Here is a 15070-nt window from a genome sequence, read left to right as displayed (position 1 = left end):
GAAATATATTATGAGAAGCATATGTTATTTTGTAAACACTGACTGGTATTTTGATCTTCACTGGCTCGAAAGAGCCAGATATGCGCAATGTCATGGCTATCAGGTTCATGTCATTAGTGATTTTAATAATGAAGAGATCCTCCGAAAACTAGAGAGTCTGGGATTTATCTGTCATCAGTTAGATGTCAAGCCTCAGTCCATAAACCCCTTTATCTTCTTTTGGGTTTTCATTCGTTCATGCTTCACTTTACACCGAATCAAACCTGATATTATTCATGCGGCTACCATCAAGGCCTGTATTTACTCTGGATTGTATGCTTTTTTGATGAAAAAGAAGTTGGTGTTGAGTATTGTTGGTTTGGGAAGAATATTTACCGATCAAAGTTCGACGTTGTCTGTCATCCGTAAGATTGTTCTGCCTTTTTATCAGATTCTGTTAAAAAATAAAAATTCATATATCATCTTTGAACATCAAGATGATAAAAGGAACTTTATCAAAGCCACCGGCGTAGATGAAGAGCGAACCATCGTTATTGATGGCGCAGGCGTTGATACACAATTGTTTAATTTTCAGTCTGAAGTCCATCGCCAGCCTCCGGTTGTTCTGTTTGCGGCGCGTTTATTAAAACAGAAAGGGCTGTTGGATTTAATTGCTGCAAAAAAAATATTACGTCAGAGAAACAGCGATTTTGAAATTTATGTGGCTGGTATCCCGGTTGAGGATATCGATGCTATTCCGCATAAAGATATTATCGCTTGGGATAAACAAGGTTTAATCACATGGCTTGGTAAGCGATCTGATATGAAATCGGTTATCGCTCAGGCAAATATCGTGGCTTTACCTTCGACCTATGCTGAAGGCGTACCACGCATTTTGATTGAATCAGCGGCTATAGGCCGGGCGCTTATCGCCTATGATTCAGGAGGCTGTTGCAGCATCATCGAAAACGAGCGCAATGGCTTTCTTGTCGAAAAGGGAAACATCGCCTCGTTAGCCGAGAAACTTGAAATTTTACTATTAAATGCGGAACGCAGAAGCGTCATGGCGACTTATGGAAGAGATCTTGTATTAACAAAATTCGACTCAAAATTTGTTTTGACTCGAACTCTTCAAATTTATGAGTTGCTGTATAATTCTGAGACAATATGAGGGTTTCTGCACGATGGGTATTTTTGATAAGTTAATGAGTGATTTTAATCGTACAGAAAGTTTATCTGAACCATCTCCATCTAGAGCAACCAATAAAAATTTTTATTTGGTATCAGCCGCTGGAATGCCAAATTATGGCGATGATATGCTCACGCGAGGCTGGGTTAATGTCATTAAAAGAGCTTGGCCGAACGCGCATATCTATCTTGATGCCGTCGATCCGGTCGTTGCGCAAACGCTTTTCCCTGAAGTGACCTGTGTAAATTACTTCTGGACTCTAGCTCAGGCTTTGGGAACAGAAGGCGAGATTCCAGATAAATTCGCTGATCCAATTATGCTTCCGGTTCGCGAAAGGTTAATGCTCAATCTCCTGCCTGAAATGCAAAGTTTTCATCTTACCGGGGGAGGATACATTAACGATTTTAGCGGTGCGAATTCGCGACTAATTGAGTTAATTGCTTTTTTTGCTGATAAATTTAACATCCCTTGTTATGCGACTGGGCTGGGGCTATACCCGCTTTCACCTGAGCATGCGGCTAAATTTAAGTCGGCTATTTGCAAATTTGAAATTTTTGATGTTCGAGACGCCTCAAGTTATGAAGTGCTCAATGCGTTGTCACTGAATAACCTTTCATTTGTAGGAGATGATTATTTTTCTTTCCCTTTCAATGAGAACGTGCGATTGGTCGAAAGCTCTGTTCCATCTCTCAGGCTCTGTCTGAGTAACGAATCCGCTGATATTGTTAATGCGGAGGACAAGTTACTCGGTAATATCGATATTCTCATTACTCAGTTCAATGCTGCCCATCCTGATGGACAGATCATTTTTTATGAATTCCGTCCCGGCGTCGATGGCGAACTATACAAAACGGTAAAAGCACGGCATGCTAAAGTGACCTTTGTTCCATTCGATATTTTGTGGACGCAAGGCCTTACTTTATCTCCTAACGATTACTTTATTTCCACGCGCTTTCATTTTCAGCTGATTGTAGCCAGTATGGGCCTAAAGGGAATTTCATTTTACTGGAATGAATATTACAGAAATAAATTTTCTAGCTTAGAGGAAGTTACTAACTGGAAATCATTTAACCTTGATGATGAATCTATTATAACGCTTAATCTTAGCCTTGATGACATTGCTAATAATGGTCTTGAGTTTAGCGATAATTTTAAAAAGGTCAGGGAAGAAAAATTAAAGATGGTCGATATGCTTTATATATCAGAGTGATTTTTTCACAGTCTTAATCTTTGACGATCATTCCTGTTATCAATGTTTTTCTCTTTAGTCAGAATCTCCTGTATGAAATATAATCTTTTTTAGCTAAAAGTATTATTGCAGTAGGTTCACCATTTACAAAATTCATGTAAACTTGCATGTTAGATGGTTCCCGTATGCTTAATGAAGCAGGATAAGTTCCACAAAGCATCTTCAGACAGGAGTAAAAAATGTCCAAGCAACAGATAGGCGTTGTAGGTATGGCAGTGATGGGCCGTAACCTGGCTCTCAACATTGAAAGCCGCGGTTACACCGTCTCTATCTTCAACCGCTCGCGCGAAAAGACCGATGAAGTCATCGCCGAGAACGAAGGCAAAAAACTGGCGCCTTACTACACCGTTGAAGAGTTTGTAGCGTCCCTGGAGAAACCGCGCCGTATCCTGCTGATGGTGCAGGCAGGCGAAGCGACCGACAAAACCATTGCTTCCCTGACGCCACACCTTGATAAGGGCGATATCCTGATTGATGGCGGTAACACCTTCTACAAAGATACCATCCGTCGTAACAAAGAGCTGTCTGACCAGGGCTTCAACTTCATCGGTACCGGCGTTTCTGGCGGTGAAGAGGGCGCGCTGAAAGGCCCGTCTATCATGCCTGGCGGTCAGAAAGAAGCGTACGAGCTGGTTGCCCCCATCCTGGACAAAATTGCTGCCCGTGCTGAAGATGGCGAAGCCTGCGTGACCTACATTGGTCCAGATGGCGCTGGCCACTATGTGAAAATGGTTCACAACGGTATCGAATATGGCGACATGCAGCTGATCGCAGAAGCCTATGCGCTGTTAAAAGGTGCGCTGGGTCTGAGCAACGAAGAGCTTGCGAAAACCTTCACTGAGTGGAATAACGGCGAGCTGAGCAGCTACCTGATCGACATCACCAAGGATATCTTCACCAAGAAAGATGAAGAGGGTAACTACCTGGTTGACGTCATTCTGGATGAAGCCGCTAACAAAGGCACCGGTAAGTGGACCAGCCAGAGCTCACTGGATCTCGGCGAACCGCTGTCGTTGATCACCGAATCCGTATTCGCCCGTTACCTCTCTTCGCTGAAAACGCAGCGCGTTGCCGCGTCTAAAGTGCTGAGCGGCCCGCAGGCGCAGGCCTTTACCGGTGACAAAGCGGAATTCGTTGAGAAAGTGCGTCGCGCGCTCTATCTGGGCAAAATCGTTTCTTACGCTCAGGGCTTCTCTCAGCTGCGCGCGGCTTCCGAGCAGTACAACTGGGATCTGCACTACGGTGAAATCGCTAAAATCTTCCGCGCTGGCTGCATCATTCGCGCGCAGTTCCTGCAGAAGATTACCGATGCCTACGCGGAAGATGCAAACATTGCGAACCTGTTGCTGGCACCGTACTTCAAAGACATTGCTGACCAGTATCAGCAGGCGCTGCGTGACGTCGTGGCCTATGCCGTGCAGAACGGTATCCCGACGCCGACCTTCTCTGCCGCTATCGCTTACTACGACAGCTATCGTTCAGAAGTGCTGCCTGCCAACCTGATTCAGGCGCAGCGCGACTACTTCGGCGCGCATACCTATAAGCGCATCGATAAAGAGGGTGTGTTCCACACCGAGTGGCTGGACTAAACAGCAAAAAGGCTTCCATCCGGAAGCCTTTTTTTTTACCCCACCAGCAAATCCCCGCTCCTCACCTCATCTTCCCCCGCCAGCCTGACCACCAGCATCCCCGCCGTCGCAAACTTCGTCCAGTGCCGCGCATAGAGCACGCCGCCGAACTCCGCCACCAGCGGCGTGACAAAGTCCGTCACCGGATCCACCACTTCCGCTACCACTTCGCCCGGACGGATATGCGCGCCCAGCTTCTTGCGATGCAGAATCAGCCCCGATACCGGCGAGTGAATATACTCGCACGCAGCCAGCGGCGTAGCGGGATGTTTAAGGGCAGGGGAGACCGCGCCTGCGCCTTCAGTATGACGCTGCTTAATCACGCCGCTCTCTTCCGGCACATCCACCGCTTCCAGCGCGCTGGCCGCCGCGCTGCTCTCGGTCATGCCCGCGATATCCTCGGCATTGGCCGTCACCAGCGCCAGCTCGTCGCCGCCAATCACCGCCGCCGCCACTTCCACCGACACCGTCGGGCTTTCTGGGGCGATATAGCCGCCTTCACGCAGCGCATTGATAATCGCCTCCGCATCCTGCTCCGCCTGATCGGGATCGACGTCGCGCACGCCGCGCAGCTCCAGCGTCACCGGCAGCAGGCCGCGCGGCATCGGATACTGGTCGCCAAAGCGTTGCGCCAGCGTCAGCCAGGGTTCACAGCAGGCTTCGTCGAACGGCTCGCCGCCGGAAATCTGCGCCAGCAGCTGCACTTCGCTGCCGAGCCAACGAGCCAGCGGCTCAATATCCGGCCAGGCGTGCGGCGTGGTGTAGAGGTGTGTCAGGGCTTCCCAGTCGCAGTGCAAATCAATCATCAGATCCGCCTGGCTTGCCATGCGCATCAGCGTAAAGCGCTGCGCTTCCAGCTCGGTTTTGGCAATCACGTCACGGTAGTGGCGATCGATAGCGTCGCGGATCAGCCGTTTATTGTCGCCTTCGTTCGGCGTCAGCGATCCCGCCAGCTCTGCCGCCAGCTTCTCGCCCAGCGCGGGGAAGCGTCGGTTGAAATCCTGGCCCGACTCGCTGTGAAAACGTCCCAAATGGGTGCCGTGCCAGTGCTGGCTCAGCGCCAGCGGGTTGGCCACCGGCACCAGCGTAAAGCCGGCGCGCAGCCTGCCAGCGGACTCCAGCGCCATCAGCTTCTGCTTCAGAAACCAGGCGACCGCCATGCCAGGGATCTCATCGCCGTGCAGCGACGCCTGGATATAAACCTGTTTATATTTTTCTTCGCCGAAGTGGAAGCTGACGATTTCGCGCTGCGTGCCCAGCGAGGCGCTGAGAAGGGGGTGATGTTGTTGATGCATAGGGCGCTGATTGTCCTTTCATTTAGAAGAGGGCGCAACTGCGCCCAGGAAATGAAGAAAAGTATAGTGCCGAATCAAAGCGGGCGACCACCTGGGTCGCCTCAGACTACTGCTGAATGGAAATATCGGTCGCGAAATAGCGCTTCTGAATCTTGTCGAAGGTGCCGTTCTTTTTGATTTCGGCAAAGGCGCTGTCCAGCGCGGTTTTCAGCTCGCTGTCGCCTTTACGCAGGCCGATCGCCGTTCCCGGACCGATAATCGGATCCTGCACAATCGGACCCGCCAGCTCGAAATCTTGGCCCTGCGGATGTTTCAGGAAGCCCATCGCCGCCTGCGCGGCATCGGTGAATACCGCATCAAGCCGTCCTGAGATCAGATCGCTCTCCACCTGCGCCTGGTCGCCGTAAGGCACCACGTTGACGCCGAAGGGCTGCCATTTGGCGCGCGCGTAGCGCTCCTGCACCGTGCCTTGCTCTACGCCGACGGTTTTACCCTTCAGCGACTCGGCGGTCGGCAGCAGACCCGAGCCTTTACGGGCAATCAGCTGCGTATGGGTGTCATAGAGCGGCACGGTAAAGTCAATCTGCTTCAGGCGCTCTTCGGTAATACCCATGTCGGAGAGGATGGCGTCGAACTTACGCGCCTTGAGCGCCGGGATCATGCCATCGAACTGGCTCTCCACCCAGACGCACTTCGCCTGCATCTGCTGGCAGAGGGCATTGCCAAGGTCGATATCGAAGCCGACCAATTTGCCCTGCGGCGTTTTGGATTCAAACGGCGGATAGGTCGGATCGACGGCGAAGCGCACCTGATCGATTTTTGCCTGCGCGCCAAAGGCGCAGCCTGCCAGTAGGGCGGTCATCAGCGCGTTGCGCAGACGTGAGAAGCCAGGAGTAGTCATAGTCTCTTCTTTTATCGTGATGTTGAATAAAGCAGAGTACCCGCCAGCGACTGTGATGACAATTACTGGATTATTTTCACTACGTTAGCATTGCAGAGGCGGCGGTAATCCTCAGTGTTCAATATCACCGACCTGTCGAGCCGTCCGGCGTTAAAGGCGAGCTCGCTAAAGCGCTCAAACAGCAGCGGATCGACCACCAGCCTGAGATCGGGATGAAACGAGAAGGGCGGAATGGCGCCGAACACGCAGCCTGTCAGCGACTCGACCTCAGCCGGACTGGCGAGCGAGGCGCGCCGGCCGCCGACGGCCTCAGCAACCTTACTGAGATCCGCCTGCTGATCCGCAGGCAGCACCGCCAGCACATGCTGTTTGACGCCGTTGCCTTTGACGTGACACACCAGCGCCTTCGCGCCCTGGCCAACGGCGGTGCCGCGGATCGCCGCCACCGCTTCGCATTTGCCGGTCGCCTCATGGCTCATCAGCTGATAGCGCGCCTGATGCTGTTCCAGCAGGGCAATCAATTTTTCATGGGTGGTCATACCGGATCCTGAAGCGAAAAGAGAACCATGCTGCTCAACGTCCTGCACCTGTCCCAATGTTGAGCAGCATGGCGCACCGCTATTTATGCCGTGCGCGCAGGTTGTTGATGATGGCGCTGAGGTCGAGATCCTGGTCCTGCAGCAGCACCAGCAGGTGATAGAGCAGGTCAGAGGCCTCGTTGGTCAGCTCAAAGCGATCGTTTACCGTCGCCGCCAGCGCGGTTTCAACCCCTTCTTCGCCGACTTTCTGCGCGATGCGCTTGGTGCCGCTGGCGTAGAGCTTAGCGGTATAGGAGCTGGCCGGATCGGCACTTTTGCGCGACGCCAGCAGCTGCTCCAGCTGATGCAGAAACACCCAGTCAGGTGCGGCAGGCGAAAAGCAGCTTGAGGTGCCGCGATGGCAGGTCGGCCCGATGGGATCCGCCAGCACCAGCAGCGTATCGTTGTCGCAGTCTGGCGTAATGCTGACGACGCGCAGAAAATGGCCGGAGGTTTCGCCCTTGGTCCAGAGGCGCTGTTTGGTGCGCGAAAAGAAGGTAACGTTGCCGTCGCTCAGGGTTTTCGCCAGCGCGTCCTGATTCATATAGCCGTGCATCAGCACTTCGCCAGAGACGTTGTGCTGCACGATAACGGGCATCATGCCCTCGGTTTTGACCCAGTCAAGCTGGGCCAGCTGTTCTTCAGTTAACACGCGCGAATCTCCACTCCGTTCTCTTTCAGGAAGCTTTTCAGCTCGCCGATATTGATAATTTGCTTGTGGAACACCGAGGCGGCCAGCGCGCCGTCGACGTTCGCCTGCTCAAAGGCGTCGAGAAAGTGCTGCATGGTGCCCGCGCCGCCTGAGGCGATCAGCGGCACCTTACACAGGTCGCGCACCTTTTTCAGCTGCACCAGATCGTAGCCGTTGCGCACGCCATCCTGGTTCATCATGTTCAGGACAATTTCACCTGCGCCGCGCTTTTGCACCTCTTCGACCCACGCCAGGGTTTCCCACTGGGTGACGCGGGTGCGCGCCTCGTCGCCGGTATACTGGTTAACGTGATATTTGCCGGTGGCTTCGTCGAACCAGGTATCGATGCCTACCACGATGCACTGCACGCCGAAGCGATCCGCCAGGCGGGTGATCAGTTCGGGATCGGCCAGCGCAGGGGAGTTGATGGAGATTTTATCGGCGCCGAACTCAAGAATGCGTGCCGCATCCTCTTCGCTTTTGATGCCGCCCGCCACGCAGAAGGGAATATCGATCACTTCCGCCACGCGCGACACCCAGCTTTTGTCGACCACGCGGCCGTCGCTTGAGGCGGTGATATCGTAGAACACCAGCTCGTCCGCGCCTTCCTGCGCATAGCGCTGCGCCAGCGGCACGATGTCGCCGATGATCTCGTGATTGCGGAACTGAACGCCTTTGACGACCTGGCCGTCGCGCACGTCAAGACAGGGAATTATGCGTTTTGCCAGCATGCGATAGCCTCCGAAACCGTGAATTTACCTTCAAGCAGGGCGCGTCCAACAATGACGCCCTTAACGCCGCTGCCGCGCAGCGCCGCGATATCCTCAATGGCGCCGATGCCGCCGGAGGACTGAAACGCAATGTCGGGATAGCGCGCGGTCACTTCCTGATAGAGCGCGACGTTGGAGCCGCTCAGGGTGCCGTCGCGCGAAATATCGGTGCAGAGCACATGCTTCAGGCCGACCGGCTCAAACCAGGCGATAACCTCTTCCAGCGTGACGCCGGCCGCTTCCTGCCAGCCGCTGATGGCGACCTCTTTGCGGTTCGCCGCGTCGATACGCACGTCCAGCGCCAGCACGATCGCCTCGGCGCCAAACTCGCTGAACCACTTTTTCACCTCTTCCGGCGCTTTTACCGCCGTGGAGCCGACCACGACGCGGCTGGCGCCCGCATCCAGCAGCGCTTTCACATCGTCGCGCGTGCGGATGCCGCCGCCGACCTGCACCACGGCGTCGACGCCGTTAAGCAGCGTTTGCAGCAGCGGGATCTGGCGCTGCGCCGGATCTTTCGCGCCGGTCAGGTCCACGAGGTGCAGCACCGTCGCGCCCTGGCTGGCGTAATCCTGCAGGCGCGGCAGCGGATCGCTGCCGTAGTCGCGCTGCTGGCCGTAATCGCCCTGATGCAGACGCACCACTTTGCCGTCAATCAAATCTAACGCAGGGATAATCATCACATCTCCAGGAAGTTTTTCAGCAGCTGCGCGCCCGCTTTGCCGGAACGCTCGGGGTGGAACTGCACGCCGAAGAAGTTATCTTTCTGCACTGCCGCGGTGAACGGCTGGCCGTAATCGCACTGGGCGATGGTGCTGGCGTTGACCGGCATGGCGTAGCTGTGCACGAAATAGAAATAGCTCTCTTCGTCGATGCCGCGAAACAGGTGGTTGCCCGCCTGGGCGGTAATCTGGTTCCAGCCCATATGCGGCAGCGGCAGGCCGCGCGTATCCATCAGACCGCATTCGGCGTCGATAATGCCAAGGGTGGGGATGCCGCCGTTCTCTTCGCTGCGGCTGCCGAGCAGCTGCATGCCGAGGCAGATGCCGAGCACCGGCTGGGTGCAGGCCTTGATCAGGTCGACGAGGTCGCGCTCTTCCAGCTGGTTCATCGCCGCGCGCGCGGTGCCGACGCCCGGCAGAAACAGCTTGTCGGCGCGCAGCACCACGTCAGGATCGCGGCTGACGTCGGGCGTGTAGCCAAGGCGCTCTACCGCCCACTTCACCGAGGAGAGGTTGGCGCAGCCGGTATCGAGGATCACCACGTTCATTTACAGCACTCCTTTCGAGCTGGGCAGGGTGTTGCCCTCAACGCGGATCGCCTGGCGCAGGGTGCGGCCGAAGGCTTTAAACAGGCTCTCCACGCGATGGTGATCGTTCTTGCCTTTGGTTTTCAGATGCAGGGTACTCATCATGGCGTAGGAGAGCGAGCTGAAGAAGTGCTCGACCATCTCGGTGCTCATATCCCCGACGCGCTGATAGCTGAACTCCGCCTTGAACTCCAGATGCGGACGGCCGGAGATATCGAGCGCGCAGCGCGCCAGGCACTCATCCATCGGCAGCACAAAGCCGAAACGGCCGATGCCGCGCTTGTCGCCCAGCGCCTTCAGCAGCGCCTCGCCGAGCGCCAGCCCGGTGTCTTCGATAGTGTGGTGATCGTCGATATAGAGATCGCCTTTCACCTCGATATTCATGCGGAAGCCGCCGTGCACCGCGATCTGGTCCAGCATGTGGTCGAAGAAGCCGACGCCGGTATTGATTTTGCTGCCGCCTTCGCGGTCCAGCCACACCTCGGCGCGGATCTGCGTCTCTTTGGTGTTGCGGTTGACCAGCGCGTGGCGGTCGCGTTTGGTCAGGCGCGCCTGAATCGCGCCCCAGTCCTCGCCTTCGCTGCCGAAGCGGATGCCCTGGATGCCCATATTCTGCGCCAGCTGGATATCGGTCAGCCGGTCGCCGATCACATAGCTGTTCGCTACGTCGATGGCGCCCTCTGCCAGCCAGGCCTCGACCATTTTGGTCTTCGGCTTGCGGCAGTCGCAGTTATCTTCCGGCTTGTGCGGGCAGATCAGCACCTCGTCGAACTGGATCCCCTGCGAGCTGAACACCTGCATCATCAGGTTATGCGGGCCGTCGAAATCCGCCTGCGGAAAGCTGCTGGTGCCCAGCCCGTCCTGGTTGGTGATCATCACCAGCCGGTAGCCGGCGCTTTGCAGCGCCAGCAGCGCCGGGATGACGTTGGCTTCAAACGCCAGCTTCTCCAGGCGATCCACCTGAAAATCTTCAGGCGGCTCGGCGATAAGGGTGCCGTCGCGATCGATAAAAAGGGTCTTCTGGCTCATGCTCTCTCCACAGATAAAGCCTGTAACGCGGCGATCAGGCGCTCGCACTCTGTACGCGTGCCGATTGAGATGCGCAGGCATCCCGCAAGGCCCGGATTTTTGTTCTGGTCGCGCAGAATAATGCCCTGATCCCACAGGGATTTAAATACCGCAGGCGAATCGGTAAAGCGCGCCAGAATATAGTTGGTCTCGCTCGGGAAGACCTGCTGCACCAGGCTAAGCTGCGGCAGCTGCGCCAGCAGCCAGGCGCGGCTGGCGTTCAGCTCGGCGACGTGCTGGCGCATTAGCGCGATGCCCTGGTCGCTCAGCGCCTGCCCGGCGACGTCGGCGACCGGCGTCGCCAGCGGATAGGGCGCAATCACCTTCATCAGCAGATCGATGACTGGCTTATTTGCCAGCGTAAAGCCGCAGCGCAGCCCGGCGAGCGCAAACGCCTTCGACAGCGTGCGCAGGATCACCAGGTGCGGATAATCTTTCAGCCAGCCGCTCAGCGTCGCCTGCGGACAGAATTCGATATAGGCTTCATCGGCCACCACCAGCGCTTTTCCGGCGGTCATCTCGAGCAGCGCGCGGATATCCTCCTGATCGATCAAGTTGCCGGTCGGGTTGTTGGGGCTGCACATATAGACCACTTTCACGCCGTCGAGCTGTTCGGCGATAGCCGGCAGGTTGAGCTGCCAGTTCTCGAGCGCCGGTACGGTGCGGTACTCAATGCCGATGGTTTCCGCGCTGACGCTGTACATACCGTAGGTCGGCGGGCAGAACAAAATGGCGTCTTTGCCCGGCTCGCAGAAGGCGCGCATCACCAGCTCAATGCCCTCGTCGGCGCCGCGGCTCACCAGCACCTGCTCTGGCTCTAGCCCGGCGTAGGCGGCGTAGCGCTCAATCACGATCTTCGGCTGACACTCCGGGTAGCGGTTCAGCGTCTGCTGCGACAGTTCAAAGGGCACCGGCAGCGGAAATTCGTTGGCGTTAAGCCAGACGTCGCCGTTGCCGCCGAGGCGGCGCGCGGACTGGTAGGGCGTCAGGGCGCGCACGTTGTCGCGCGCCAGCTCTTCAATATTGCGGCTCATGCCTGCTCCTCTTTCAGCGCGGCGACGCGCAGGGTAACGGCGTTTTTGTGCGCCTCCAGCTGTTCGGCGGCGGCCAGGGTCTCAATGGTGGCGGCGAGGTTGAGGAAACCCTGCGGCGTCAGCTCCTGCACCGTCATGCGCTTCTGAAAATCGGCCAGGCCGAGGCTGGAACAGGTCGCGGTGTAGCCGTAGGTCGGCAGCACATGGTTGGTGCCGGAGGCGTAATCGCCCGCCGACTCCGGCGACCAGTCGCCGAGAAACACCGACCCGGCGCTGGTGATGGCGTCCACCAGATCGCGCGGCTGGCGCGTCTGAATAATCAGGTGCTCCGGGCCGTACTGGTTGGAGATCGCCACGCACTCCTCCAGGTCGCGCGCCACAATCAGGCGGCTGCTTGCCAGCGCCTGGCGTGCGGTTGCGGCGCGCGGCAACGCCTGCAGCTGCGCCTCAACCGCCTCAGCCACCTGCTGCGCCAGCGTCAGCGACGGGGTCAGCAGGATCACCTGCGAATCGGGGCCGTGTTCCGCCTGCGACAGCAGATCGGAGGCGACAAAGGCGGGCGTTGCCCCTTCGTCGGCGATCACCAGCACTTCCGACGGACCGGCGGGCATATCGATCGCCGCGCCGTCGAGACGCTGGCTCACCTGGCGTTTCGCCTCGGTGACGTACGCGTTGCCCGGCCCGAAGATCTTATCGACTTTCGGCACGCTCTCGGTGCCGAAGGCGAGGGCGGCGATCGCCTGCGCGCCGCCGACCTGAAACACCTCTTCGACGCCGCACAGCTGCGCCGCATAGAGGATCTCATCGGCGATGGGCGGCGGCGAGCAGAGCGCCACGCGGCCGCAGCCGGCGATGCGCGCCGGGGTCGCCAGCATCAGCACGGTCGAGAAGAGCGGGGCGGAGCCGCCCGGAATATAGAGGCCGACTGAGCGCACCGGCCGGGTGATCTGCTGGCAGCGCACGCCGGGCTGGGTCTCGACATCCACCGTCGCCAGCTGCTGCGCGTTGTGGAAGGTTTCGATATTGGCGACCGCCACGGCCATCGCCTGCTTCAGGTCGTCGCTGAGTCGCGCGCCGGCGGCGGCAATCTCGGCGGGCGTGACGCGCAGCGCCGCTACCTGCGCCTTGTCGAAGCGCGCGCTAAAGGCGCGCAGCGCCGCGTCGCCGTTACTTTTAACCTCATCCAGCACCTCGCGCACCGTGGCGCTGATGGCGTCGGAGGCGGCGATGGCCGGGCGCTGCAGCAGCGCCTGACGCTGCGCCTCGCTGCACTGCTGCCATTCGACGGGGGTCATAAAGGCCATGGTTTACTCCATCATCTTTTCAATTGGCAGCACCAGAATCGAGCTGGCGCCCAGCGCTTTCAGTTTTTCCATGGTTTCCCAGAACAGGGTTTCGCTGCTGACCATGTGCATCGCTACGCGGCTCTGGTCGCCCGCCAGCGGCAGCACGGTCGGACGCTCAGCGCCAGGCAGCAGCTGGATCACCTCTTCCAGGCGGTCGCTCGGCGCGTGCATCATGATGTATTTCGATTCGCGCGCTTTGATCACGCCCTGGATGCGGGTCATCAGCTTGTCGATCAGCTCCTGCTTCTCCGCTGCCATCTCGCCGTCGCGCTGGATCAGCACCGCTTTCGAACGGTAGATCACTTCCACTTCGCGCAGGCCGTTAGCCTCCAGCGTGGCGCCGGTTGACACCAGGTCGCAAATCGCGTCGGCCAGCCCGGCGCGCGGCGCGACTTCCACCGAGCCGTTCAGCATACAGGGTTTAAAGTTAAGGCCTTTTTTATCGAGGTACTGCTTCAGCAGGTGAGGATAGGAGGTGGCGATGCGGGCGTTATTCAGGCACTGCGGGCCGCTGTACTCTTCGTCCACCGGCATCGCCAGCGACAGGCGGCAGCCGCCGAAGTCCAGACGGCGCAGGGTGAAGTAGCGCGGATCTTCGCCCTGTGCGCGGCGCGTCAGCAGCTCCTCTTCCAGCACGTTCTCGCCGATAATGCCGAGATCCACCACGCCATCCATGACCAGACCGGGAATATCGTCATCGCGCACGCGCAGGATATCGATCGGCATATTCTCTGCGAAGGCGATCAGACGCTGCTGCTGCAGGTTAATTTTAATGCCGCAGCGCGCCAGCAGCTCGCGTGAGTCATCGCTTAAACGGCCAGATTTCTGCATAGCTATGCGAATTCGCTTGTTATCTAACATCGGTCCTGTCCTCTGTTTCATTCCTGTCTGAAAAGGTATTGCGCCAGCCCATAAAAAAACCCCCGGAAGGCGATCTTCCGGGGGTTCTCTTTGCGTTCGCACCACTGGAAGATCTGAATGTCTCCCAGCACACATCGCCTGAAAGACTAGTCAGGGTGATGGTGATGATGATGGTTGAACTGAACGCGTGTCATAATCTATTCCGTTGCTGAATGCGTATTCATTTGCGTGTTGATTAACCTAGCGAAGATAGCGGCGATGCGCAACCCTTTTTTAACCTTTGCGATACGACAGCGGGGCGCACTAAGATGGACGGCAGTGAGTCACGCGCAGGAGTCAATATGAAGAAGGTCGCAATTATCGGTCTGGGATGGCTGGGCATGCCGCTGGGGCTGGCGCTCACGGCACGCGGCTGGCAGGTCACCGGCAGTAAAACCACGCTGGACGGCGTCGAGGCGGCGCGCCGCTGCGGCATCGACGCGGTGCCGCTGCGGCTGACGCCGGAAATCGAGTGCGACGCCGAGGATCTCGCCCGGCTGCTGGCGGTCGACGCGCTGGTGGTCACCCTGCCCGCCAGCCGCACGGCGGAAGGCGGCGAAAGCTATATGCAGGCGGTGCAGAACGTGGTGGACAGCGCGCTGGCGCAGCAGGTGCCGCGCATTATCTTTACCAGCTCCACCTCGGTCTACGGCGGCGGCAGCGGCGTAATGAAAGAGAACAGCGTTCTTCAGCCGGAAACGGTAGCGGGCAAAACCCTGACCGCGCTGGAGAGCTGGCTGCACGATCTGCCCGGTACGCAGGTCGACATTCTGCGGCTGGCGGGGCTGGTGGGGCCGAGTCGCCATCCCGGCCGCTTTCTGGCGGGAAAAACCGGGCTGGAGAACGGCGCACACGGCGTCAATCTGGTGCATCTGGATGATGTGGTCAGCGCCATTACTCTGCTGCTGCAGACGCCGAAAGGCGGGCGCGTCTATAACCTCTGCGCGTCAAAACATCCGTCGCGCGCGACCTTTTACCCCGCTGTCTCGCGCCAGCTGGGCCTGACGCCGCCCACCTTTTTGCCCTCAGCGTCCGGCGACACCGGCAAGCTGATTGACGGCTCGCGCATCTGCAACGAGCTGGGGTACGAGTACAGCTACGACGACCCGGCAAAAATGCCGCTGGAATAGGGT

At 57.6% G+C, this 15070-nt stretch carries 16 protein-coding genes and 1 other annotated feature; of the genes, 4 read left to right on the top strand and 12 right to left on the bottom strand.

Going from position 1 to position 15070, the window contains the following annotated elements; all coding sequences use genetic code 11:
• The first annotated feature begins 10 nt into the window (after nt 1–10).
• From Q9R34_RS08235 to gndA, 3 genes are all read left to right on the top strand, one after another.
• Entirely contained in the window at nt 11–1150 is a 1140-nt protein-coding gene (locus tag Q9R34_RS08235) for a glycosyltransferase family 4 protein (RefSeq protein ID WP_485893074.1), read from the top strand.
• Between the two features lie 13 nt (nt 1151–1163).
• Complete coding sequence (locus tag Q9R34_RS08230; RefSeq protein WP_485893073.1) at nt 1164–2378, top strand: polysaccharide pyruvyl transferase family protein; 1215 nt, start codon at nt 1164–1166, stop codon at nt 2376–2378.
• Between the two features lie 218 nt (nt 2379–2596).
• Entirely contained in the window at nt 2597–4006 is a 1410-nt protein-coding gene (gene gndA / locus Q9R34_RS08225; RefSeq protein WP_485893072.1) for an NADP-dependent phosphogluconate dehydrogenase, read from the top strand.
• Between the two features lie 35 nt (nt 4007–4041).
• Here the strand turns inward: gndA and Q9R34_RS08220 are convergent, their stop codons facing one another.
• The 12 genes from Q9R34_RS08220 to hisL all read right to left on the bottom strand — a co-directional run bounded on the left by Q9R34_RS08220 (nt 4042) and on the right by hisL (nt 14092).
• A complete protein-coding gene (locus Q9R34_RS08220) occupies nt 4042–5340 on the bottom strand; it encodes a succinylglutamate desuccinylase/aspartoacylase family protein (RefSeq protein WP_485893071.1) in 1299 nt (432 codons plus the stop codon).
• Between the two features lie 106 nt (nt 5341–5446).
• Entirely contained in the window at nt 5447–6241 is a 795-nt protein-coding gene (locus tag Q9R34_RS08215; RefSeq protein WP_485893070.1) for an ABC transporter substrate-binding protein, read from the bottom strand.
• A 62-nt stretch (nt 6242–6303) separates the two neighbouring features.
• Complete coding sequence (locus tag Q9R34_RS08210) at nt 6304–6780, bottom strand: YbaK/prolyl-tRNA synthetase associated domain-containing protein (protein WP_434122913.1); 477 nt, start codon at nt 6778–6780, stop codon at nt 6304–6306.
• 79 nt (nt 6781–6859) lie between these two features.
• On the bottom strand, nt 6860–7471 hold the full coding sequence (gene hisIE / locus Q9R34_RS08205) for a bifunctional phosphoribosyl-AMP cyclohydrolase/phosphoribosyl-ATP diphosphatase HisIE (RefSeq protein ID WP_434122914.1): 612 nt from the start codon (nt 7469–7471) through the stop codon (nt 6860–6862).
• Nucleotides 7465–8241, bottom strand: a complete 777-nt coding sequence (hisF, locus tag Q9R34_RS08200) for an imidazole glycerol phosphate synthase subunit HisF (RefSeq protein ID WP_485893069.1) — start codon at nt 8239–8241, stop codon at nt 7465–7467. The genes hisIE and hisF overlap by 7 nt, the downstream gene beginning before the upstream one ends.
• Nucleotides 8223–8960, bottom strand: coding sequence for a 1-(5-phosphoribosyl)-5-[(5-phosphoribosylamino)methylideneamino]imidazole-4-carboxamide isomerase (gene hisA / locus Q9R34_RS08195; RefSeq protein WP_434122917.1), 738 nt, complete (start codon nt 8958–8960; stop codon nt 8223–8225). The genes hisF and hisA overlap by 19 nt, the downstream gene beginning before the upstream one ends.
• Nucleotides 8960–9550, bottom strand: coding sequence for an imidazole glycerol phosphate synthase subunit HisH (hisH, locus tag Q9R34_RS08190; RefSeq protein WP_434122919.1), 591 nt, complete (start codon nt 9548–9550; stop codon nt 8960–8962). The genes hisA and hisH overlap by 1 nt, the downstream gene beginning before the upstream one ends.
• Nucleotides 9551–10618: a bifunctional histidinol-phosphatase/imidazoleglycerol-phosphate dehydratase HisB gene (hisB, locus tag Q9R34_RS08185; RefSeq protein ID WP_434122920.1), complete on the bottom strand. Its 1068-nt coding sequence runs from the start codon at nt 10616–10618 to the stop codon at nt 9551–9553.
• Nucleotides 10615–11691: a histidinol-phosphate transaminase gene (gene hisC / locus Q9R34_RS08180; protein ID WP_485893068.1), complete on the bottom strand. Its 1077-nt coding sequence runs from the start codon at nt 11689–11691 to the stop codon at nt 10615–10617. Before hisC ends, hisB begins: the two co-directional genes overlap by 4 nt.
• A complete protein-coding gene (gene hisD, locus Q9R34_RS08175) occupies nt 11688–12995 on the bottom strand; it encodes a histidinol dehydrogenase (protein ID WP_485893067.1) in 1308 nt (435 codons plus the stop codon). The genes hisC and hisD overlap by 4 nt, the downstream gene beginning before the upstream one ends.
• A gap of 3 nt (nt 12996–12998) precedes the next feature.
• Nucleotides 12999–13898 (bottom strand): ATP phosphoribosyltransferase, encoded by a 900-nt coding sequence (hisG, locus tag Q9R34_RS08170; protein WP_434122924.1) that lies wholly within the window; start codon nt 13896–13898, stop codon nt 12999–13001.
• 50 nt (nt 13899–13948) lie between these two features.
• Nucleotides 13949–14069, bottom strand: a sequence feature (His leader region).
• Nucleotides 14045–14092: a his operon leader peptide gene (gene hisL, locus Q9R34_RS08165; RefSeq protein WP_100396937.1), complete on the bottom strand. Its 48-nt coding sequence runs from the start codon at nt 14090–14092 to the stop codon at nt 14045–14047. (Overlaps the previous feature by 25 nt.)
• 147 nt (nt 14093–14239) lie before the next feature.
• Between hisL and Q9R34_RS08160 the strand changes: the two genes are divergently transcribed.
• A complete protein-coding gene (locus tag Q9R34_RS08160; RefSeq protein WP_485893066.1) occupies nt 14240–15067 on the top strand; it encodes an SDR family oxidoreductase in 828 nt (275 codons plus the stop codon).
• Nucleotides 15068–15070: the final 3 nt, after the last annotated feature.

The organism is Enterobacter sp. BRE11 (genome assembly GCF_031844285.1).
Lineage (GTDB): Bacteria > Pseudomonadota > Gammaproteobacteria > Enterobacterales > Enterobacteriaceae > Pantoea.
This window is presented reverse-complemented; position numbering and strand designations above follow the sequence as displayed.